At 73.5% G+C, this 22017-nt stretch carries 20 protein-coding genes; 8 read left to right on the plus strand and 12 right to left on the minus strand.

Annotated features, from left to right (window positions below):
* Nucleotides 1-13 precede the first annotated feature (13 nt).
* The 6 genes from JQN84_RS17000 to JQN84_RS17025 form a co-directional block, all read right to left on the minus strand.
* Entirely contained in the window at nucleotides 14-1207 is a 1194-nt protein-coding gene (locus JQN84_RS17000) for an ABC transporter permease (protein ID WP_204959334.1), read from the minus strand.
* Nucleotides 1204-1938, minus strand: coding sequence for an ABC transporter ATP-binding protein (locus tag JQN84_RS17005; protein WP_239485523.1), 735 nt, complete (start codon nucleotides 1936-1938; stop codon nucleotides 1204-1206). Before JQN84_RS17005 ends, JQN84_RS17000 begins: the two co-directional genes overlap by 4 nt.
* Nucleotides 1938-3164, minus strand: a complete 1227-nt coding sequence (locus JQN84_RS17010) for an efflux RND transporter periplasmic adaptor subunit (protein WP_204959335.1) — start codon at nucleotides 3162-3164, stop codon at nucleotides 1938-1940. Before JQN84_RS17010 ends, JQN84_RS17005 begins: the two co-directional genes overlap by 1 nt.
* Nucleotides 3165-3210: 46 nt before the next feature.
* On the minus strand, nucleotides 3211-4785 hold the full coding sequence (locus JQN84_RS17015; RefSeq protein ID WP_421487751.1) for a sensor histidine kinase: 1575 nt from the start codon (nucleotides 4783-4785) through the stop codon (nucleotides 3211-3213).
* Between the two features lie 14 nt (nucleotides 4786-4799).
* Nucleotides 4800-5525: a response regulator transcription factor gene (locus JQN84_RS17020; RefSeq protein WP_204959643.1), complete on the minus strand. Its 726-nt coding sequence runs from the start codon at nucleotides 5523-5525 to the stop codon at nucleotides 4800-4802.
* 97 nt (nucleotides 5526-5622) lie between these two features.
* Complete coding sequence (locus tag JQN84_RS17025; RefSeq protein ID WP_204959337.1) at nucleotides 5623-6930, minus strand: efflux RND transporter periplasmic adaptor subunit; 1308 nt, start codon at nucleotides 6928-6930, stop codon at nucleotides 5623-5625.
* A 185-nt stretch (nucleotides 6931-7115) separates the two neighbouring features.
* Here JQN84_RS17025 and JQN84_RS17030 point away from each other — a divergent pair, with 185 nt between their 5' ends.
* On the plus strand, nucleotides 7116-7715 hold the full coding sequence (locus JQN84_RS17030) for a hypothetical protein (protein WP_307821267.1): 600 nt from the start codon (nucleotides 7116-7118) through the stop codon (nucleotides 7713-7715).
* A gap of 64 nt (nucleotides 7716-7779) precedes the next feature.
* Here JQN84_RS17030 and JQN84_RS17035 read toward each other — a convergent pair whose 3' ends face one another.
* Nucleotides 7780-9336: an NYN domain-containing protein gene (locus JQN84_RS17035; RefSeq protein ID WP_204959338.1), complete on the minus strand. Its 1557-nt coding sequence runs from the start codon at nucleotides 9334-9336 to the stop codon at nucleotides 7780-7782.
* Between the two features lie 127 nt (nucleotides 9337-9463).
* Between JQN84_RS17035 and JQN84_RS17040 the strand changes: the two genes are divergently transcribed.
* The 6 genes from JQN84_RS17040 (at nucleotide 9464) to JQN84_RS17065 (ending at nucleotide 15577) form a co-directional block, all read left to right on the plus strand.
* Nucleotides 9464-11221, plus strand: a complete 1758-nt coding sequence (locus tag JQN84_RS17040) for a DEDD exonuclease domain-containing protein (protein WP_204959339.1) — start codon at nucleotides 9464-9466, stop codon at nucleotides 11219-11221.
* Nucleotides 11222-11349: 128 nt separating this feature from the next.
* Nucleotides 11350-13137, plus strand: coding sequence for a RelA/SpoT family protein (locus JQN84_RS17045; protein ID WP_204959645.1), 1788 nt, complete (start codon nucleotides 11350-11352; stop codon nucleotides 13135-13137).
* 66 nt (nucleotides 13138-13203) lie between these two features.
* Nucleotides 13204-13725 (plus strand): NUDIX hydrolase, encoded by a 522-nt coding sequence (locus JQN84_RS17050; RefSeq protein ID WP_204959340.1) that lies wholly within the window; start codon nucleotides 13204-13206, stop codon nucleotides 13723-13725.
* A complete protein-coding gene (locus tag JQN84_RS17055) occupies nucleotides 13722-14582 on the plus strand; it encodes a sugar phosphate nucleotidyltransferase (protein ID WP_204959341.1) in 861 nt (286 codons plus the stop codon). The genes JQN84_RS17050 and JQN84_RS17055 overlap by 4 nt, the downstream gene beginning before the upstream one ends.
* 23 nt (nucleotides 14583-14605) lie before the next feature.
* Nucleotides 14606-15211, plus strand: a complete 606-nt coding sequence (locus JQN84_RS17060) for a hypothetical protein (RefSeq protein ID WP_204959342.1) — start codon at nucleotides 14606-14608, stop codon at nucleotides 15209-15211.
* Between the two features lie 78 nt (nucleotides 15212-15289).
* On the plus strand, nucleotides 15290-15577 hold the full coding sequence (locus tag JQN84_RS17065) for an Lrp/AsnC family transcriptional regulator (protein WP_088644676.1): 288 nt from the start codon (nucleotides 15290-15292) through the stop codon (nucleotides 15575-15577).
* Between the two features lie 67 nt (nucleotides 15578-15644).
* Here the strand turns inward: JQN84_RS17065 and JQN84_RS17070 are convergent, their stop codons facing one another.
* The 5 genes from JQN84_RS17070 to ctaE all read right to left on the minus strand — a co-directional run bounded on the left by JQN84_RS17070 (nucleotide 15645) and on the right by ctaE (nucleotide 20779).
* Nucleotides 15645-16319: a DUF4142 domain-containing protein gene (locus JQN84_RS17070; RefSeq protein ID WP_204959343.1), complete on the minus strand. Its 675-nt coding sequence runs from the start codon at nucleotides 16317-16319 to the stop codon at nucleotides 15645-15647.
* A gap of 179 nt (nucleotides 16320-16498) precedes the next feature.
* The gene (qcrB, locus tag JQN84_RS17075) at nucleotides 16499-18124 is read right to left on the minus strand and encodes a cytochrome bc1 complex cytochrome b subunit (protein ID WP_204959344.1); all 1626 of its coding nucleotides are present in this window, start codon (nucleotides 18122-18124) and stop codon (nucleotides 16499-16501) included.
* The gene (gene qcrA, locus JQN84_RS17080; protein ID WP_204959345.1) at nucleotides 18121-19206 is read right to left on the minus strand and encodes a cytochrome bc1 complex Rieske iron-sulfur subunit; all 1086 of its coding nucleotides are present in this window, start codon (nucleotides 19204-19206) and stop codon (nucleotides 18121-18123) included. The genes qcrB and qcrA overlap by 4 nt, the downstream gene beginning before the upstream one ends.
* A 67-nt stretch (nucleotides 19207-19273) precedes the next feature.
* Nucleotides 19274-20107 (minus strand): cytochrome bc1 complex diheme cytochrome c subunit, encoded by an 834-nt coding sequence (gene qcrC / locus JQN84_RS17085; RefSeq protein WP_204959346.1) that lies wholly within the window; start codon nucleotides 20105-20107, stop codon nucleotides 19274-19276.
* A 72-nt stretch (nucleotides 20108-20179) separates the two neighbouring features.
* Nucleotides 20180-20779: an aa3-type cytochrome oxidase subunit III gene (gene ctaE, locus JQN84_RS17090; RefSeq protein WP_204959347.1), complete on the minus strand. Its 600-nt coding sequence runs from the start codon at nucleotides 20777-20779 to the stop codon at nucleotides 20180-20182.
* Nucleotides 20780-20887: 108 nt separating this feature from the next.
* Between ctaE and JQN84_RS17095 the strand changes: the two genes are divergently transcribed.
* The gene (locus tag JQN84_RS17095; protein WP_204959348.1) at nucleotides 20888-21922 is read left to right on the plus strand and encodes a cytochrome c oxidase assembly protein; all 1035 of its coding nucleotides are present in this window, start codon (nucleotides 20888-20890) and stop codon (nucleotides 21920-21922) included.
* The last annotated feature ends 95 nt before the right edge of the window (nucleotides 21923-22017 follow it).

A 22017-nucleotide genomic window follows, 5' to 3' on the forward strand; every position in this document is an offset into this window, starting at 1 on the left:
CTCGCATGTCGGCCTACTCGTAGCGCAGGGCGTCGATGGGGCGCAGCCGGGCCGCCCGGGCCGCCGGAAGACCACCGAAGAACAGGCCGATCGCGACCGAGACCCCGAGGGCCAGCCCCACCGAGCTGGGCACGATCACCGGGTGGACCCCGACGATGGTGAACCGGGCACCGATCAGGGCCGCCGCCACCCCGAGCGCCCCACCGAGCAGGCTCAGCAGGGTCGCCTCCAGCAGGAACTGGGTCAGCACCGTACGCCGACGGGCGCCCAGCGCCTTGCGGATGCCGATCTCCCGGGTCCGTTCGGTCACCGTCACCAACATGATGTTGGTGATGCCGATGCCGCCGACCAGCAGGCTGATCGCGGCCACCGCGCCCAGCAGCACGGTGAACGTGTCGGCCGTCTCGGACTGGGTCTGCAACAGCTGCGCGGCGTTCTGGATCCGGTACAGGGTGCTGCCCGAGGCCGACGTCGGCAGGCGCTGGGCGAGCACGGTGGAGATCTGCCCCTGCACCGCCGACACCCGGTCCGGATCACCCGCCTCCACCAGGATCGAGCTCAGCGACCCGTACCCGGTGAGCACCTCGCGTACCGCCCGCAGTGGCGCGATCGCGGTGTCGTTGGCGTCCTGGAAGCCGGTCGAGGACTTCGCCGCCAACACCCCGACCACGGTGAACAGCGCGCCGCCCGCGGTCACCTGCCGGCCCACCGGGTCCACCCCGGCGAACAGCTCGTCGGCCACGGTCCGACCGAGGACCACCACCCGGCGGCCCTGCGCCTCGTCGTCGGCGCTGAACGCCGTGCCGGCGGCCAGCGGCGAGTTCGACGCGGCGAACCAGCTCGGCCGGGTACCCACGAACTGCGGCACCTCGTGGTCGGCCCCCTCGAAGGTCAGGGTGGTGCTCGTGGTGGCCAGCGGCGAGACCGACCGTACGTCGGGCGCGAGCACCGGGTCGGCGAGCGCGTCGGCGACCTCCAGGGTCAGCCCGCCGCCGCTGCCGCCCCGGTTGGTGCCGGTGACGGTCAGCGTGTTGGTGCCCAGCGCCTCGATCCGGTCGTTGACCGCCTGGGCCGAGCCGTTGCCGACCGCGACCAGCAGGATCACCGCGGCGACACCGATCAGGATGCCGAGCATGGTCAACGCCGAGCGCAGCTTGTTGGCGGCCACGCCACGCAGCGCGAACCGGACGGTCTCGGTGAAGCTCATCGGCCCGCCCCCGGCACCGCGTGCCGCCCGCCCTGGCGGACGTCCGAGCGGACCTGACCGTCGAGCAGCCGGATCAGCCGCCCGGCCCGGGCACCCACCTCCGGCTCGTGGGTGATCAGCACGATCGTCCGCCCGGCCGCGTTGAGCTGGTCGAAGACGGCCAGGATGTCCTCGGTGGACGTGCTGTCGAGGTTGCCGGTCGGCTCGTCGGCGAGCACCAGTGCCGGCTCGGTGACCAGCGCCCGGGCCACCGCGACCCGCTGCTGCTGACCACCGGAGAGCTGGTTGGGCTGGTGGTCGGCGCGATCGGCCAGCCCCACCGCGTCCAGCGCGGCGAGCGCCCGCTGCCGCCGCCGGCCGGCCCGCACCCCGGCGTACGCCAGCGGCAGCTCGACGTTGGCCAGCGCACTGGTCCGGGGGATCAGGTTGAACGCCTGGAAGACGAAGCCGATCAGGCGGTTGCGGACCAGGGCGAGCTGACGGTCGGCGAGGCTGCCCACGTCCACCCCGTCCAGCAGGTACTGCCCGCCGGAGGGCACGTCGAGGCAGCCGAGGATGTTCATCAGGGTGGACTTGCCCGAACCGGAGGAGCCCATGATGGCCACGTAGTCACCGGCGGCGACGGTCAGCGAGACACCGCGCAGGGCGTGCACGGCGGCCGGACCCTCGCCGTACACCTTGGTCAGCATCCGGACGTCCAGGACCGGCCGGCGGGCGGGTGCCGGGGTCATCAGCGGGTTCCGTTCCCGCCCCGGACGCCGCCGCCGGGGCCGGCGCCCCCGCCGGGCAGGCCACCGCCCGGGAAGCCACCCCCGCCGGGCAGACCGCCTCCGCCGGGGATTCCGCCGCCGGTGCTGCCCGTGCCGGTGCTCTGCGGCAGCACCACCCGCTCCCCCTCGGTCAGCCCCGAGGTGACCTCGTACGCCTGGTCGCCGGCGAGGCCCACGGTGACCCGCCGGCTCTCCTGCCCCGTCTCGGTGAGCACGGTGGCGGTGCGCCGGTCGCCGGTGCCGCTGATCGCCGCCGAGCTGACCGTCAGGACGTCCGCGGCGGTGCCGGTGACCACCGAGACCCGTACGGTCTGCCCCGGCCTGGCCCCGGCGGGCAGCTCGTCGACGCTGACCGTGACGCCGTAGGTGACCACGTTGTTGGTGGTGGTGGCCTGCGGGTCGATCGCGACGACCTGCCCGCCGGCCTGGGCCCCCGGCAACGCGTTCCACGTGACGGTGGCCGCCTGACCGTCCTTGAGCCGGGTCGCGTCCGCCTCGGCGAAACCGGCGCTGACCTGGAGCTTCGTCAGGTCGGCCAGCTCGACGAACCCGCTGGCGGAGGTGGACCCGGAGCCGCTGGCACCCGTCGAACCGCTGCCACCCTGCTGCCCGGTCGAGCCGCCGCCGGTGGCCGACCCGCCGGAGGAACTGCCCACGGTGCCGTTGACCGCGACGACCGTACCGGCCATCGGCGCGGTCAGCCGGGTGCCGGTCACCGCGGCCTCGGCCTCAGACACCGCCAACTCGGCCTGGGTGACCGAGGTCTGCGCCGACGAGGTGTCCGAACCGGCGTCCTCGGCGCGGTCCAGGGCGTCCCGCGCGGCGGTCAGGTCCGCCGTCGCCACGTCGAGGTCGCGTTGCGCGGCGGCCGGGTCGACGGTGGCCAGCAGTTGGCCCTTCTTCACCCGGTCGCCCACCCGCACCCGGACGGCGGTGACGGTGCCGGCGGTGGCGAAGCTGGCACTGGCCGTCGAGGCGCTGCGCACCGAGCCGTCGGCGGTGACGGTGGCGGTCACCGTGCCCCGGGACACACTGACGGTCCGGGTGCCGGTGGGCCGGGCGTCCGCCGCCGCGTCGCCGCGCACCGACAGCCACGCCCAGCAGCCGCCGCCGGCCAACAGCAGCACCAGGGCGGCGTTGACCGCGACGGGAGGTCGGCGCAGGACGGCCGGCAGGCGCACTCGCATGGCGGTCAGCTTCGCCGGCACGGCTGGGAGAAGCTTCGGCGCAAGCTCAGAGCTGGCTCGGAATCGACGCCGCCGGGTCGTCGCGCGACGAGGTCGGCGGCGACGGTACGGCGGGCAGCAGCACCCGGAAGGTCGTCCCCGCACCCGGACCGGTGTCCAGCTCGATCCAGCCGCCGTGCGCGTGCACGATCGACGCGGCGATGGACAGTCCCAGGCCGGAGCCGCCCCCGCCGGCCCGGCCCCGGCTCGGGTCGGCCCGGTACAGCCGCTCGAAGACCCGACCGGCGTGCCCGGCGGGGATGCCCGGCCCGTCGTCGTGCACCTCCAGCACGGCGTATCCGTCCGCGTCCGACGCGGGCACCGGCCCCGAGCGGACGACCGGCCCGGCCGGCGGGAGGGCGAGCCGACCGACGCGGACGGTCACCCGGACCGTCGGCCCGGTGTGCTGTACCGCGTTGTCGACCAGGTTCGCGGCGACCTGGCGCAGCCGGTGCTCGTCGCCGAGCACGGTCGGTGTCTCGAAGGTCGGGTCGTGCTCGACGAGGGTGCTCAGCCGCACGGGCCGGCCCGGCGTCCGGGCGTGCGCGTCGCGGATGGTGTCGGCGGCGATCCCCAGCAGATCCACCGGACGCCGCGCGGGGGTGCGCTGCCGGTCCAGTCGGGCGAGCAGGAGCAGGTCCTCCACCAGCACACCCATCCGGGCCGCCTCGCTCTCGATCCGGCCCATCGTCTCGTCCAGCACGGCACCGGGTGGGGCGCCCCCGCGCCGGTACAGCTCGGCGAAGCCGCGGATCGAGGTCAGCGGCGTCCGCAGCTCGTGCGACGCGTCCGCGACGAACTGCCGCAGCCGGCGTTCGGAGGCGGCGCGGGCGCTCATCTCGGTGCCGATCCGGTCCAGCATCAGGTTGACCGCGGCACCGAGCCGACCGGGCTCGGTGTGCGGGTCGGTGTCGTCCACCCGGTGGGTCAGGTCGCCGCCGGTGATGCCGGCGACGACCCGCTCCATCCGGGTCAACGGGCGCAGCCCGAGCCGCACCACCGAAGCGGCCAGCAGCCCGAGGCCGAGCAGCACCCCGCCGGTGACCGCGACGTCGATGAGCAGCAACCGGTCGGCGGTCCGGTTCACCTCGGCCAGCGAGGCACCGACCACCACGACCGCGCCGGTGCCGTCCGCCGGCACCGCGAACAGCCGCCAGTCGTCGTCGCCGTGAGCACCCGCGACGGTGTACGGCCGGCCGGTACGGGCCCGGGCGGTCACCTCGGCCAGCGTGCCCGGGTCCGGTGCCGTCGCGCTGGGGGTGCTGCTGTGCGCGGCGTCGCGGGTGCCGTCGGCGCGGTAGAACAGCACGAGTTGGTCCGGCCCGAGCCGGGCGAGCCGTCCGGCCGGCGCACCCGCCGACCCGCTGGCCGCCGACCCGCTGCCCGGTGACCCGGTGACCGGGCGGGGCTCGCCGGTGAACGGGCGGACCTGTCCGGCGAGTCGCTCGTCGACCCGGTCCACCAGGTAGCTGCGCAGCAGCAGCAGGCCGGCGGTGTTCGCCCCGAGCAGGGCCAGCGTGGCGAGCGCCCCGACGACCAGGACCAGTCGGGACCGCAGCGTCCAGTGCGACCAGGGGCGCACCCGGGCCAGCCGCCTCACTCGTTGCCGCGCGGCAGCCGCAGGGTGTAGCCCACGCCGCGCACCGTGTGGATCAACGGGGGATCAGCGCGGTCGACCTTGCGCCGCAGGTAGTAGACGTACGACTCGACGACCCGCCCGTCGCCCCCGAAGTCGTAGTTCCAGACCTGCTCCAGGATCTGCGCCTTGCTCACCACCCGACCGGCGTTGATCAGCAGGTAGCGCAGCAGCCGGAACTCGGTGGGCGACAGGTCGACCGGCCGCCCGGCCCGGCGTACCTCGTGGGCGTCGTCGTCCAGCTCCAGGTCGGCGTAGCGCAGCAGCCGGCTGCCCAGTGCCGGCGGCAGCTCCGCCCGGGTACGCCGCAGGATCGCCCGGATCCGCAGCACCACCTCCTCCAGGCTGAAGGGCTTGGCCACGTAGTCGTCCGCACCGGCCACCAGCCCGGCGACCCGGTCCTCGACGGTGTCCCGGGCGGTCAGGAAGAGCACCGGCACCGGCCGGCCGGCGGCGCGCAGCCGCCGGGCCACCTCGAAGCCGTCCAGGTCGGGCAGCATCACGTCGAGGATCACCAGGTCCGGAGAGAACTCCTCCACACCGGCCAGCGCGGCCCTCCCGGATCCCGCCACCCGCACGTCGTACGCGACCAACCGCAGGGTGGCGGCCAGCAGGGTGCAGATGTTCGGCTCGTCGTCGACCACCAGCAGGCGGGCACGGGCGGGTTCGCCCTCGACGCTCGGGATGGGGCCGGCCGTGGGCGGCCGGAGGATGTCGGTGTGCACCCGAACTGCGTATCGGACGAGCCTTCACGCCTGCTGTGCCGGACCTGTGCGCCGGCTGTCACCAGGAGCGCCGCACCAGTTCACCGGCGTCGACCCCGGAGGTGATCTCGGTGTACCGGCCACCGCGCAGCCCGACGGTGACGGTGCGGGCCGGACCGCCGTCCGCCGGCAGCACCCTGCCGGTACGGTCGGGCCCCTCGTGTACGGCGGTGGACGGCACGCGCACCGCGTCCTGCACCGCACCGGTCTGCACCGTCACGGCGGCGCTCTGCCCGACCAGCAGGTCCTCCGGGGCGGTGGTGAAGGACAACACGACGCCGTAGCGGACCATCGTGCCGTCGGTGGTGCCGACCGGATCGACCTGCACCACGCTCGCCTCGAACGGCTGCTCGGGCCGGCCGGCCAGGGCCAGTGTGGCGCTCTGCCCGACCGCGAGCGCCCCGGCGTCGGCCTCCGGGAACGTCGCCACCACCTGCATGGCGTACGTGTCGGCCAGGGTGATGAAGGTGCTGTCCCGGTTCACCCGGCTGCCCACCGGCCCGGCCACGGAGAGCACGGTGCCGGCCATCGGCGCGCTGATGGTCGCACCATCGAGGGCCTCCTGCGCCTGCGCGAGGGCGGCCTCGGCCCGGTTGACCCGGCGTTGGGCGGCCAGGATCGGGTCGGTGCCCCGGGCAGCGTCCCCGGCGTCCGCGCCGCAGTCCGCGCCACCGCTCCCGGGGCCTGCCGGGGCCGGGGCCGCGCCCGGTCCACCGGTGGCGGTCGGCACGGGGCCACCTGGCGTACGGCTCGGCGAGGCCGAGCTCGCGGTGGGTCGGGACGTGGGGCTGCCGCCGGTGGTGGGCGTGCCGGTGGTCGGTGTCGCCCCGGTCGTGCCGGTGGGCTCCGGCGAGTGCCAGAGCACCGGTCGTGCCCCGGCGCCGGACCCGGTGCCGGTGGCGCAGTCCGGTGCCGGGTCGTCGGCCGCGTCCCATGCCGTGGTCAGCGCGTCCCGCGCCTCGGCCAGCTCGGTCCTGGCGTCCTGGACGGTGTCCGCCGCGTCGGCCGTGTCGGCCTCGGCGAGCGTGGCGAGCTGCTGGCCGACCGTGACCACGCTGCCCGGCCGCACGCTGACCGTCTGCACTGTGCCGGCGACGGTGAAGCTGAGGCCGCGGGTGGTGGCCGGCTGGACGGTGCCCGTGGTGGCCACCTCGACGACGACCGGCCCCCGGTCGACGGCCACCGTCACCGGTCGGGTCGGCGCGTGCGGGGTGTCCGCCGTCCAGATGCGTACGCCGGCCGCGCCGAGCAGCAGCAGACCGGCGGCACCGGCCGCCCACCACCGGGTCCGCCGGGTACGCCAGCGTCGTCTCAGACCGATCCCCATGGTCGGGCAGTCTGCGCAGCCCGCCTCGCGGTCGGCTCGACCGCACCTCAGAGTTCGCTCGGAACCGGACTCCTGCGGCAGGTGCCCCGGGTCGCGCTCCGAGGGAACTCCGAGCCGGGTCCGAGCCGCCGACGAGGTACGACGGGTTCGCTGAGCAGCTACCGGATGAAGCCTGAGGAGGGCCCGTGCCGTTGACCAAGAGGTTCCGTCGGTTGGCGACCGTGATGACCGCCGCCGCCTCGGCCACGTTGCTGCTGGCCGCCTGCGGCGGTGGGTCCGACGACGACGGGCCGGGTGACGCGGGTGGGACCGGGAACTCCTTCGCGGCCTACCAGGAGTGCCTGCGGAACAACGGTGTGGCGCTGCCGACGATGGGCCCGTCCCGCGGCCCCGGCGGCGCACGCCCGTCCGGCCTGCCGTCGGGCTTCCCGACCGACCGCCCGACCGCCCGACCGTCGGGCTTCCCGACCGGCAGCGCCGACCCGTCGCGGGGCGCGCGGCGCGGCTTCCCGGGCGGCGGCCGACCCGAGGGGGTCGACGAACAGACCTGGCAGAAGGCGCAGCAGGCGTGTGCGTCGGTGCAGCCCAGCGGCCGGCCGGGCGGCCCCGGCGCATCCGGCGCACCGGGCGCACGTCCGGCTGGCTCGGACGACGGGCGGTCCACCGCCTACCGCACCTGCCTCACCGACCGGGGCCAGGATCCGGACCGGCTCGTCGACAGCGACCCGAAGACCGGCGAGGCGTTGGCCGCCTGCGCGGTGCTCAGCCCGTCCCCGACGACCTGACCACCGCCGCGCGCCGCGGTGCTGCGGCTGCCGGTCGGCACGGGACCGCCGCGATCCGCCCGGTTCAGGAGCGGGCCAGCCGGCGCAGCAGCGAGTCGGCCCCCAGTGGGTACGCCCCGTGCCGGCGTACCCCGTCGGCGACCTCCCGGTCGGAGGAGACCACGACCACCGGGCGGCCTGGCGGTTCGGCCCGGACCAGCCGGCGGATCAGCTCGTCGGCGGTCTCACCCTTGCGGGAGAAGAGCACCCGCACCCCGCGCGGGGTGGGCGGCAGGCCGTGCATCCGCTCCGCCCCGTCGAAGACCACGGTCACCTCGTCGCCGGTCTGCGCGGCGATCCCGCCGAGCCCGGTGATCAACCGCTTGCGCTGCTGCTCCAGGGACATCTCCCCGAACCCGCGCTTGGTGACGTTGTAGCCGTCCACCACCAGGTGGGCGCGGGGCAGGGCGAGCAGCTGGTCCAGCCGGGCCGGGTCGTCGGTGTCCCGGGCGCGGGCGGCCGGCCCGCCCTGGCTGGTGACCGGGGCGTCGGTGAAGGCGTCGGCCACGAAGTCGGCGGGGAGCTTGTCCACCGGGTCCAGAGCCAGTTCCCGGCGCAGCCCCACGGCGGCCTGACCGATCGTCTCCAGCAGCAGCCACAGCCGGGCGTCGTCGACCGAGCGGGCCTCCTTCGCGCTGGCCTTGGCCACCCCCGCCGCCGCCTCGGCCTCGGCCAGTCGGGCCCGCGCCCGGCGCAGCTCGGCGTCGCTGTCGGCGGCGGCCCGGGCGGCCCGGCCGCGTTCGGTGGCGAGCAGCTCGTTGGCCCGGCGCTCCCGGACCTGGGTCTCCCGCAGGCTGCGCTGGAGCTGGCGGCTCTCCTCCCGGAGCTGACCCAGTTCCTCGCGGACCCGGGCCAACTCGTCGCGGAGCTTCTCCGCCTCCACCCGGGCCACCGCCCGGTCGTGCTCGGCGCGGGTGGCCCGCTGCTCGGCCTCCCGGACCAGCTCGGCGACGACCGCGCTGTCCGCCTCGGCGCGGACCGCCGCGCCGCTGGCGTCGATCAGCTCCCGCCAGCCCCGGGGGCGGACCAGATAGGCCAGGGCAGCCACCTCGACCGGGTCGGCGGCGGCCGGCGCGGTGCCCTCGACCACTGCCGCGCCGAGGTCACCGGCGTCGGTCAGCACCCGGGCGGTGACCCGCTGCCGGAACAGCGGGTCGGCGGTGAGCTGGGCGGCGATCACCGAGCCACCGAGCCGGGCCCGCCGGTTGGGGGCGAACTTGGCCACCCGGCGCAGCGGCACCGGCACCTCGTCGGCGGGTAGGCCGGGCAGGACGGCGGCGGTCAGCGCCACGATCCGCTGCCGGACCGGCTCGGGCAGGACGGGCTCCGGTTCCGGCGGCGTCGCCTCGGCGGCGTCCGTGTCGGCTGCACCGTCGCCGGGCGGGTCCGCGTCGGATCCGGCCGCCCCGGCACCGGTCGCCGGCACCGGGTCGCCCCCGGTCGGGACGGCGTCGGGCAGGACGTCGGGATCGGGCCGGGCCGGCTCGGGCGCCCCCGCACCCAGGTCCCCGCCGGCCCCGGGCGCGGCGGTGGACGACCCCTCCAGCGGGAGGTGGTCGTCGTGCGGGTCGGTGAGGGGCATGGGGCAAGTCTCCCACCGCGACCGGGCCCACCGCCGGATGAGTGAGCCGATCTCTCATCCTACGCCGCCAGGGGCCCCTGGGGCTGCGGTGACGGGAGTGTCGCACCGAACGGTTAGCCTGCCGCCCGTGGCACCTGGGGAGTACGTCCAGCAGACCCTGGCCGGTCTGGACCGGTCGGCCGGTGGCGTCGATCCGGCCCTGCCGCTGTACGCGACGACGTTCGTGGTGGTCGACCTGGAGACCACCGGCGGCTCGCCCGACGGCGGGGGGATCACCGAGATCGGCGCGGTCAAGGTGCGCGGCGGAGAGGAGCTGGGGGTGCTCGCCACCCTGGTCAACCCGGGGGTGCCGATCCCGCCGTTCATCACCGTGCTGACCGGCATCACCCAGGCCATGCTGGTGCCCGCCCCGCCGGTCGAGCAGGTGCTGCCGAGCTTCCTGGAGTTCATCACCGACGCCGTGCTGGTGGCCCACAACGCGCCGTACGACGTGGGGTTCCTCAAGGCCGCCTGCGCCAGGCACGGTTACCGCTGGCCCAACCCCCGGGTGCTGGACACGGCGGCGCTGGCCCGGCGGGTGCTCAGCCGCGACGAGGTGCCCAACCGCAAGCTGGGCACCCTGGCCGCCTACTTCCGCACCGCCACCCAGCCCACCCACCGCGCGCTCGACGACGCCAAGGCCACCGTGGACGTGCTGCACGGGCTGATCGCCCGGCTCGGTGGGCACCGGGTCGACACCGTCGGCGAGGCGATCGAGTTCACCCGCGCGGTCAGCCCCACCCAGCGGCGCAAGCGGCACCTCGCCGACGGTCTGCCCAAGGGGCCCGGGGTCTACATCTTCCGGGCCGCCGACGACCGGCCGCTCTACGTCGGCACGTCGGGCGACATCGCCACCCGGGTCCGCAGCTACTTCACCGCCGCCGAGAAGCGGGCCCGGATGTCGGAGATGCTGGCCGCCGCCGAGCGGGTGGAGGCGGTCCCGTGCGCCCACCCGCTGGAGGCGGAGGTCCGCGAGCTGCGGCTGATCGCCGCGCACGCGCCGCCGTACAACAGGCGGTCGAAGTATCCGGAACGGATGGTGTGGCTCAAGCTGACCGGCGGGCCGTACCCCCGGTTGTCGGTGGTGCGCGGCCTGGCCCCCGGCGACACCGCCTTCCTCGGCCCGTTCCGCTCGACCCGGGCCGCCGAGCTGGCCGCCGCCGGGTTCCACGACGCGGTGCCGCTGCGCCAGTGCACCCACCGGCTGTCGCTGCGCACCGTCACGCCGGCCTGCGCGCTGGCCGAGCTGGGCCGCTGCCCGGCACCCTGCGAGCACCGGATCACCCCGCAGGAGTACGACGACCGCGCGGTCGCCCCGTTCCGCACCGCCACCACCAGCGACCCGCAGGTGGTGGTGGACGCCCTGCTGGCCCGGATCGAGGCGCTGGCCGCCGCGCAGCGCTACGAGGAGGCGGCGGTGGTGCGTTCCCGGCTGGCGGCGGTGCTGCGGGCCACCGTCCGGATGCAGCGGCTGGCGGGGTTGACCCGGATCGCCGAGGTGGCCGCCGCCCGGCCCGCCGCCGGGGGCGGCTGGGAGCTGGCGCTGGTCCGGCACGGGCGGCTCGCCGGGGCCGGGGTGTCTCCGCCGGGCGTCCATCCCCGACCGACGATCACCGCGATCCGGGCGACCGCCGAGACGGTGGAGCCGGGCGGGCACGGGCCGGTGCCCCGGGCCACCGCCGAGGAGACCGAGCGCATCCTGTCCTGGTTGGAACGACCGGAGACCCGGCTGGTGGAGATGACCTCCGTTTGGTCGTCCCCGGTGGCCGGCGCGGGCCGGTTCCGTGACCTGCTGGCGAAGGCCGAGGGCGGGGGGTCCCACCAACTCTCGACCGAACGCTCATGAGCAAGTGTCCGATCGGACGACCCCGCCTCGCTTAGTCTGTTAAGGGAGTGCAGTCCTGCCCGTTTCGTGGGCCTGCTTCCGGTTGCCGGCGACGGTGACCGAGGAGCCGGGGTGAGGAGGTGTCCCTCGTGGACGTCGACGCCGGACACGGCGCCGCCCTGGGGGGTGCGCTCCCGGCCCAGCCGGGTGAGCTTCCCCTGGCCCGTCGGCTACGGTCCCTGTTGAGTTGGCCGGCCAACGATGCCGACCCGGTGACCCAGTTGGTGCGTACCCACCGGGGCATCCATTCGAGCGCGGACGCCTCGGTGCTGCGCCGGGCGTACACGATCGCCGAGAACATGCACCGCGGGCAGTTCCGCAAGAGCGGCGAGCCGTACATCACCCACCCGCTGGCGGTCGCCCAGATCTGCGCCGACCTCGGGATGGACACCACCACCCTGGTCGCGGCGCTGCTGCACGACACGGTGGAGGACACCCGCTACACCCTCCAGGCGCTCAGCGAGGACTTCGGCCACGAGGTGGCGCACCTGGTCGACGGGGTGACGAAGTTCGACAAGGCGTTCTACGGCAAGGCCGCCGAGGCGGAGACGATCCGCAAGATGATCATCGCGGCCGGCAAGGACGTCCGGGTGCTGATCATCAAGCTGGCCGACCGGCTGCACAACATGCGTACCCTCGGGGTCCGCTCGGCCGCCTCCCGGGAGCGGATCGCCCGCAAGACCCAGGAGGTCCTGGTCCCGCTCTGCGACCGGCTCGGCATCCAGACCCTCAAGCGTGACCTGGACGACGTGGTGCTGCTGCACCTGGAACCCGACGAGCACGCCCGGCTGGCCCGCCACGTGCACGACCGGCCCGGCTGGGACGCCTACCTCGACGACGTGGTGGCCCAGGCCAAGGTGGCGCTGCGGCGCAGCCGGGTCGACGCCGAGGTGAGCGCCCGGCCCCGGCACCTCTACTCGATCTGGAAGGACACCGTGGCCGGCGGGCACGCCCAGCCGTACGACCTGCCCCGGATCGTGATCGTGGTGGACGGCCCGGCGACCGACTGTTACGCCGCCCTCGGCGCGGTGCACGGCCGCTGGCGGCCGGTCCCCGGCCGGTTCAAGGACTTCATCGCCTCCCCCAAGAACAACCTCTACCGCTCCCTGCACACCAGCGTCTGCGGCCCGCAGGACCGCACCGTCGAGGTGCTGATCCGGACCCGGGAGATGCACCGCTGCGCCGAGTACGGCGTGGCCGCCGACTTCCGCTTCCCCGGGGCCGCCACCGGGGCCAGCAACACCGACCAGCTCTCCTGGCTGCGTCGGGTGCTCGACTGGGAGCAGGAGGCCCCCGACCCGGCCCAGTTCCTCCAGTCGCTGCGGTGCGACCTGGCCGAGGCGCAGATCCAGGTGGTCGCCGACGGCCGGCAGGTGGTGCTCCCGGCCGGGGCCACCCCGGTCGACCTGGCCTACGAGCTGGGCACCGAGCGGGGCGACCACTGCCTCGCCGCGCGGATCAACGGCCGGCTCGCCCCGCTGGCGTCCGAACTGGACGAGGGCGACGTGGTGGAGATCTACTCGGAGAGCAGCGTCGAGAGCGGCCTCGAGGCTGACGTCGCTCCCCGGGGCCCCCGCCGCGAGTGGCTCGACTTCGTCAAGTCGCCGCACGCGCAGATGCAGATCAGCCGCTGGTTCACCGAGCACACCGAGCCCGGCATCTCCATCGCCGACAAGGTCCGCCTCGGGCGGGCCACCATCGGCCTGGCGCTGCGCAAGCACGACCGGGGCCTGGCCAGCGACCTGCCGCTGCTGCGGCTGTCGGAGGAACTCGGCTATCCCGACCTGGAGACCCTGCTGGTCGCGGTCTTCGACCGGGCCGTCGAACCGGACACCGTGGTCCGCCAGCTCATCGACCTGGTCGACCATCGACAGTGAGCCCTGGCCGGGTGACCGGTCGCCCCGCACCCCACCACGCCGCGCCGACGGCCTAGCCTGGAGGCCATGATCCTCCGTTCCCGCGCCACCGGCCGGGCCGTCGCGTACAAGGTCTTCTACCGGCTGCCGGTCTCGGTGCGTCGCCGCCTGGTCCGGCTCGCCGGCCCGAAGTACGTCGTCGGCGCGGTGGCCCTGGTCCGGGACAGCGGGGCCGCCGGGGCCGGCCGGCTCCTGCTGCTGCGCCAGCCCCCCGGGCACAGCTGGACGCTGCCCGCCGGCCTGCTCCAGCGCGGTGAGGCCCCGGTCGTCGGCGCGGCCCGCGAGCTGTACGAGGAATCCGGCGTCCGGCTCGCCCCGGAGCAGCTCCGCCCGGCCGTGCCGAACGCCGTGGTGCACGCCCGGGGCTGGGTGGACATGGTCTTCGAGGCGGAGGTGCCCGCCGACACCACCACCCTGAAGGTGGACGGCGCGGAGGTCTTCGAGGCGGCCTGGCACCCGCTGGACGACCTGCCCCGGCTCAGCCGGGCCACCGCCAACCTGCTCGGCCACTACGGCATCGGGCCGCAGGCCGGCCGGCCGACGACGTGACCGCCCCGGACGGCCTGTGCGCGGTGGTGCTGGCCGCCGGTGAGGGCACCCGGCTGCGTCCGCTGACCGCCCGGGTACCCAAGGCGCTCTGCCCGGTCGGTAACGTGCCGCTGCTGGACCGGGCCCTGCACCGGCTCGCCGGCCTGGGCCTGACCGGGCCGGACCGGGTCGCGGTGAACGCCTGTTACCTGGCCGACCAGGTGGTGACGCACGTCGGCGACCGGGCACACCTGTCGGTGGAGCCGGGTGACCCGTTGGGCACCGCCGGCGGGTTGGGCAACCTGCGGGACTGGATCGCCGGCCGGGGGGTGCTGGTCGGCAACGCCGACGCGTACCTGGCCGATCCGGGTGTCGACCCCGGCCCGGACGTCGCGGCGTTGCTGGCCGGCTGGGACTTCCGGTCCGTACGCCTGCTGGGGCGGCCGGCACCCGACCCGCACGCCCCCGGCACCTTCGACGGGCACGTCTTCACCGGTTTCTCGCTGTTGCCCTGGCACCGGGTGCGGGAGCTGCCGGCCAGCTTCGGTGACCTGGTCCGCACGGTGTGGCGGCCGGCGGAGGCGGCCGGTGAGCTGACCGTGGTGCCGTACCCGGGCACGTTCTTCGACACCGGCACGCCCGCCGACTACCTGGCGGCCAACCTGCACGCCGCAGGCGACGGCACGCTGGTCGCCCCGGACGCCACCGTCACCGGCCACGCCCGGCACGCGGTGGTCGGCGCGGGTGCGGTGGTACGCGGTGACGTGGAACGCGTGGTGGTCTGGCCCGGCGCGACGGTCGCCCCGGGCGAACGGCTGTGCGACGCGATCCGGGCCGACGACGGGCTCACCGTGGCCGCCTCACCAGGCAAAGGTTGATCACCGGTGTCAGAATCACCGGCATGCAGCCCTCCGCGCCCCGAATCCCCCTGTCGGTCGGCTACCAATCGGGCCGTACCGGCCGGGTCGTCTCGTTGCTGGTGCTGGGTGTCATCCTGACGGTCGCCTGCGGTTGTGTCGGCGCGTTCCTCGGCACCGGCCTGAACGCGGCGGCCGGTGACGGCAACCCGGCGGTGCCGGCGCTCGTCGCGCTGCTGTCGGCCGCGCTGGTCATGCTCCTGGTCGGCCTGCTGGTGACCAGCATCGTGCGCGCCGGTGCCTGGCTGGAGGGCACCCGGCTCACCGTGGTCGGGCTGACGACGAGGAGCGTCGATCTGCGGGCCGCCCGGTCGGTGTCGTTGCACGCGGCGGCCGTCGCGCACACGGGCGTCTCCAGCGACGGTTCGCTGGTCGCCACCGGAGCGGTCACCCGGACCCCGGTGCTCACCGTCACCACCGACACCGGCACGGTCAAGCTGGGGCTGCGCAGCAGGGAGAGCCTGCTCATCCCGCCGCCCGAGATGTACGCCCTGGCCGCCGCGCTGGACACCGCCCGCTGCCCGGGAGCGGCCGAGGCGGCCGGCTGGCTGCGCGCCATGGCCGCCGACCCCCGCACCATGCTGCTCTGACCGACGTCGTGCGGCACTAGCATGGTCGACGACACCAGGCCGGCGTCGCGCCGGGCACGACGAACGGAGAATCGTCAAGTGATCACCGCGATCGTCCTGATCGACTGCGCCACCGACTCGATCCCCGAGGTGGCCGAGAACCTGGCCAACCTGCCCGGGGTCAGCGAGGTCTACTCGGTGGCCGGGCACGTCGACCTGATCGCCATCGTCCGGGTGCGGGAGTTCGAGCAGATCGCCAAGGTCATCGCCGGCAGCATCTCCAAGGTCCCCGGGGTGCTCAACACCGAGTCGCACATCGCCTTCCGCGCCTACTCCCAGCACGACCTGGAGGAGGCGTTCGCGATCGGCCTGGCCAGCGCCGACTGACCGACGCCCGACAGGCGACGGTGGCCGGCCCCGTCGGGGACCGGCCACCGTCAGGTGGTACGGGACGTCAGCTGTTACCCGGCACCGGCGTCTCGGTGGTGCCACCCGGTTCCGGCGACTCCGTGGTGCCGCCCGGGGCCGGGGACTCGGTCGTGCCGCCCGGAGCCGGCGTGCCGTTACCGGGGCTCGCGGTGCCGCTGGCGCTGGTCTGCGGGACCGGAACGCCCAACTCCTGGGCCAGGGCGACCAGCGCGTCGTAGTGCGCCTGCAACACCGGCAGCGCGTCCTGCGCGAGCTGGACCACCGACTGCTCGGAGCCCTGCGAGATCTCGGTCTGGGTGGCCTGGATGGCCTGCACGTGACCGGCCAGCTCAGCGGTCACCCAGGCCTTGTCGAACGCGGCACCGTTGAGACCGTTGAGCTTGTCGATCACCTTCTGCTGGTCGGCCGTCGGCGCGTTCGGCAGGGTCACGTTCAGCTGCTGGGCGGTGCTCTTCACCGTCTGGTCGAGCTGGGTGTGATCGGTGACGAACTGCTGCCCCAGCTGCTTGACCTGCTCGTTCTGCCCCTTCTTCTGGGCCAGGTTGCCGGTGACGATCTCCGCCAGGTTGACCTGGTGTACCGCCTGCAGATACTGGGTGTCCTGCGCCGACGGCTGCGCGGCGGCCTGCGCGGCAGCCGCGGGAGCCAGGCCGACCACCACCAGCGTGGCCAGCAGTCCCAGGCGTTTGATACCCACCATGTTCCCTCCCCGTTTTCGTTGGACCGCACGGATACCCGGCTGGCGCGGGTTATTCCTGTGCTTTCCACCCGTTGGTGGCCGGTCACGCCACCACCGACCGCCGGGCGGGCAGCCGCCGGAACGGACGAAGCGCCCGCCGAGGACTCCGGCGGGCGCTTCGGCGCAGTGGTACGGGCAGGTCAGCGGCGGGAATCCCCGCTGCCGATCTCCTCCCGCTCGGGGCGGGGTTCCACCGGCGGGTGCCCCGGCGAGACCGGCGCCTCGACCGGCTTCTCGATCGGGTAGAAGAAGCCCCGGATCGCCGGGCCGAGCGCCCCGAGCCGGTTCATCTTCTTCGGCACCACCCAGCCGACGTAGTCCAGTTCGCCGTGCCCGTGGCCGTCACCGGCGCTGAGCGGCTGGTGGACCTCCTCGAACCGGCCGTCGGGCAGCCGCCTGATGATGCCGGTCTCCACGCCGTGGGCCAGCACCTCCCGGTCGTGCTGCTGCAGACCGAGGCAGATCCGGTACGTGACGTAGTACGCCAGCGGCGGGACGAACAGCAGACCGATCCGGCCCGCCCAGGTCATCGCGTTCAGGCTGATGTGGAACTTGTCGGCGATCACGTCGTTGGCCCCGGAGAGGGTCAGCACGATGTAGAAGGCGACGGCCATCGCGCCCACCGCGGTCCGGGCCGGCACGTCCCGGGGGCGTTGCAGCAGGTTGTGGTGCCGGTAGTCCTTGAGCTGCCGCGCCTCCACGAACGGGTAGAGCGTGGAGAGGCCGACCAGGATGCCGGGCAGCACGACCGTCGGCCAGAACAGCGGCGGGATGACGTACCCGTTGCCGATCGGGATGTTGATCTCCCAGGCGGGCATCAGGCGGGTCGAACCGTCGAGGAACATGACGTACCAGTCGGGCTGGCTCGCGGCCGAGACCACCCACGCCTCGTACGGGCCGAAGTACCAGATCGGGTTGATCTGGAACAGGCCGCCCATCAGCGCGATCACGCCGAAGACGACCATGAAGAAGCCGCCCTGCTTGAGCGCGTAGCGCGGGAACATCCGCTCGCCGACCACGTTGTCGTTGGTCCGGCCGGGGCCGGGCCACTGGGTGTGCTTCTGCTTGAACACCAGGCCCAGGTGGGCGCTGATCAGCGCGACCAGCAGACCCGGGATCAGCAGCACGTGGGCGATGAAGAACCGGCTGATGATGATCTCACCGGGGAACTCGCCGCCGAAGACCGACGAGGTGACCCAGGAGCCGATCACCGGGATCGACAGCATGATGCCGGAGGCGATCCGCAGGCCGGTGCCGGACAGGCCGTCGTCCGGCAGCGAGTAGCCGGTGAAGCCGGCCAGGAAGCCGACCCAGAACAGCAGCGAGCCGATGATCCAGTTGGTCTCCCGCGGCTTGCGGAACGCGCCGGTGAAGAAGACCCGCATCATGTGCACCACGATCGCGGCCATGAACAGCAGCGCGGACCAGTGGTGCATCTGCCGCATGATCAGGCCACCCCGGACATCGAACGAGATGTCCAGGCTGGAGGCGTACGCGGCGGACATCGGGGTGCCCCGCAGCGGGGCGTAGCTGCCGTTGTAGACCACCTCGGTCATCGCCGGCTCGTAGAAGAAGGTCAGGAAGACCCCGGTGAGCAGCAACACGACGAACGAGAAGAGCGCGATCTCGCCGAGCAGGAACGACCAGTGGTCCGGGAAGACCTTGTTCAGCAGCTTGCGCAGCGGGGTGGCGACCTGGAAGCGGTCGTCCACTCCCCCGGCGGCCTTGCCCGGCACCGCTGCTACGTCAAACTTTCGGCGCTTCATGGCCGCTCCCAGAAGTCGGGGCCGACGGTTTCGGTGTAGTCGGACTTCGCCACGAAGAAGCCTTCCTCGTCCACCTCGATCGGCAGCTGGGGCAGCCGCCGGCTCGCCGGGCCGAAGACCGGCCGGGCGTTGTCGGTGATCAGGAACTGGCTCTGGTGACACGGGCAGAGCAGCCGGTTGGTCTGCTGCTCGTACAGGCTCGCCGGGCAACCGGCGTGGGTGCAGATCTTGGAGTACGCCGCGTAGTTGCCCCACATGTAGTCACCGTGGCCGACCCGCGAGTTGGCCTGCCGGGACTTCTCCGCGTCGGTCTCCCGCAGGTGGATCAGCAGGGTCGGCGAGTCGGCGTGCTTGTTGCTCACCCCGTGCTCGATGCCCGGGAACACGGTGAGCTGGCCGCCGGCGCTGACGTCGGCCGGGCGGATCGGCCGGCCGTCCTCGCGGACCAGCCGGATCTTCTTGCCGTCCTGCGGGGCGAAGCCGGTGGTGAACATCTGGTTGTTCTTGTGCGGGTTGGAGATCAGCCCGCCGACCAGCGGGGCCGCGGCGACCGCGCCGACCGGCAGCAGGCCGGCGACCAGCGAGACGCCGAGCAGCGGACGACGCCGTACCCCCATCTCGTCGGCGAGGTAGAGCATGGTCTCGCCGGTGATCTTCCGGTCCTCCGCCGACCCGGGACCGTCGTGCCGGTCCTGGATCGAGACCTCCTTGGGCAGCAGCTTCTTGCCCCAGGTGAGGATGCCGAAGCCGATGCCGAGCAGGGCGACGCCCAGGGTGAGGCCGAGCAGCGGGGTGTACCACTTGTCGCCACCGCGACCCGGCTCGTACTCCCAGGGCCACCAGATGTAGACCACCAGGAACGCGGTGGCGGCCAGGCCGGTGAGCAGGAACATCGCCGCGACCGTACGGGTCAGCCGGCGCTCGGCCTTGCTGCCCGGGACGACCTGCTCCTCGTAGTGGACGATCTCGATGTCGTCCCGGCGGGCACCCTCGGTGACGATGTCGAACCGGGACAGCCGGGGGTCGTGGACGTCGAGCGGCTCCCGGTCCTGCGGGGCGTGCTGCTCGGTCGTGGTGCTCATGCCGTCACCTCGCTACGGGCGGTGCCGACGCACGGCACCACGGCAATGGTGTTGACGATCCGCCCGGTCACGACTTGCCCGCAATCCACAGGCTCGCGAAGACCAGCGCGACGATGCCCACCAGGAAGATCGCCAGGCCCTCGGTGGAGGGGCCGTACCGGCCGAGGTTGAAGCCGCCCTGGTCCTGGTCGGCCTTCAGGGTCTCCTGGATGTAGGCGATGATGTCCGCCTTCTGCTCCGGGGTGATCTGGTTGTCGCCGAACACCGGCATGTTCTGCGGGCCGCTGAGCATCGCGGCGTAGATCTGCGCGTCGCTGGCCGGGTTCAGGCTCGGGGCGTACTTGCCGGAGGAGAGCGCGCCGCCGCCACCGCCGAACGCGTGGCACTGCGAGCAGTTGATCCGGAACAGCTCGCCACCGGTGGCCAGGTTGGCCCCCTCGCGGAGGTTGCCCTGCGGGACCTGCGGGCCCCCGCCGAGCTCCTGGATGTACTGACCGAGCTGACGCACCTGCTCGTCGGTGAAGACCGGCGGCTTGCGCATGGCCTGCGCCTCCTGCCGGGCCATCGGCATCCGACCGCTGCCGACCTGGAACTCGACCGACGCGGCACCGACCCCGATCAGGCTCGGGCCCCGACCCTCGACGCCCTGGGCGTTGCGGCCGTGGCAGGTCACGCAGCTCACGTCGAACAGCGCCCGACCCTCGGCTGCGGCACCGGTCAGCGGCGGGTTTTCCTGCGCCTGCACGCCCGGGGCGAAGACGGTGTAGGCGCCGCCGGCCAGCGTCAACGCGGCGATCAGCCGGAACGCCGCGCCCAGCCGGCGGCGGCCCCTGCTGCGCGCCGCGGGCCGCCCGCGCAGGCGCGCGAGCAGACCGCGTCGGCGGTCGTTGTCAGAAGTCATGACCTGTGTCCTTAACCGGTTGGACCTTGTCTCAGGGGACGGAGCAGCGGCGCGGAACGTGACACGCCAAGATCACTGAAGCCAGTAGATCATGCCGTACAGCCCGATCCACACGACGTCGACGAAGTGCCAGTAGTACGACACGACGATCGCCGACGTGGCCTGGGCCGGGGTGAACCGGCCCATGGTGGTGCGGATCATGAAGATGATGAAGGCGATGAGACCGCCGGTCACGTGCAGGCCGTGGAAGCCGGTGGTCAGGTAGAACATCGACCCGTAACCGTCTTCGTTGATCTTCACGCCCTCGTGCACCAGGGTCAGGTACTCGTTCGCCTGGCCGAGCACGAAGATCAGGCCCATCACGAAGGTGACAGTGAACCAGCGCCGCAGGGCGTGCACGTCACCCTTCTCGGCCGCGAACACACCGAGCTGGCAGGTCACCGAGGACAGCACCAGGATCACCGTGAAGGTGGTCGCATAGGGGATGTTGAGGACCTCGGTGTGCTTCTCCCACTGCTCCGGCGCCGCCGCGCGGATCGAGAAGTACATCGCGAACAGCGCCGCGAAGAACATGAGTTCGCTGGAGAGCCACACGATCGTCCCGACGCTGACCATGTTGGGCCGCGTCAGAGAGTGGATCCGGCTCTTGTCAATGGCTGGGGCCGCAGTCACGCGGTCATTATTGCCCTTGACCGGGGCGGGCGATCAGCGGGGGGCCAAACCCGGGTGAGGGATGGCCCGATCGTGGCGGTCCGGTTCGCCTGGCCTAGCCTGAAAAGCGTGCTGCACGTCGATTCGATCTTCGCCGCCACCTCGACGGCCCCGCCCATCAGCCTCGCGGCGGGCGGCGTCGAGGTACCGCCGCCGTTCGACATCACCCGGGTCTTCACCGAGACCCGGCTGGACAGCTGGCTCGCCCTGGGCCTGGTCCTCGCCGCCGGCCTCTACCTCTACGGGGTGCACCGGCTACGGCTGCGCGGCGACCGCTGGCCGGTCATCCGTACCGTCTGCTTCCTCGGGCCGGGGCTGGGCGGCATCGCCGCGGTCACGGTCAGCGGCCTGCACGCCTACGACACCGCCCTGCTCTCGGTGCACATGGTGCAGCACATGGTGCTGTCGATGATCTCCCCGATCTTCCTGGCCCTGGGTGCGCCGGTCACCCTGGCGCTGCGCACCCTGCCGGTCGGCCCGCGCAAGCGGCTGCTGGCGGTCGTGCACAGCCGGATCGCCCGGATCTACGGCTTCCCGCTGGTGGCGTTCGCCATCTTCGTGGTCAACCCGTTCGCGCTCTACTTCACCGACCTGTACCGCTACACCCTCGAACACGCCTGGGCGCACGAGCTGGTGCACGCGCACTTCATCATGACCGGCTGCGTGTTCTTCTGGCCGCTGCTCGGGCTCGACCCGCTGCCCGGCCGCTGGCCGTACCCGGCGCGGGCGCTGCTGATGCTGCTGTCGGTGCCGTTCCACACCGTGCTCGGGCTCACCATCATGCAGAGCACCACGCTGTTCGGCGGCGACTGGTACCCCTCGCTGGGCCTGGCCTGGTCGGACCCGTGGAACGACCAGGTGGTCGCCGGCGGCATCCTGTGGGCCGGTGGCGAGTTCGTCAGCGTGACGATGATCGCCGTGCTGGTGGTCCAGTGGATCAAGCAGTCCGAGCGGGAGGCCCGCCGGGTGGACCGCGAACTGGACCGGCAGGAGGCCCGCGACCGCGCCGCCGCGGCCACCGCTGTCCCCGCCTCCGACGCCGTGACCACCGCCCCCGCAGGTCCGCCCGCCACCCCCGCCACGGCCCCCGGAACCCCGTCCTGAGCTGCCGGGACACCCGGTCCGCCGGGGGCCGGCAGGCGGGATGTCGGGTACGCCACACCGCCCGGTACGATCAACGGGCAGCAACGAGGAGTACA

Source organism: Micromonospora humidisoli (assembly GCF_016900955.1).
GTDB classification, from domain to species: Bacteria; Actinomycetota; Actinomycetes; order Mycobacteriales; family Micromonosporaceae; genus Micromonospora; species Micromonospora wenchangensis.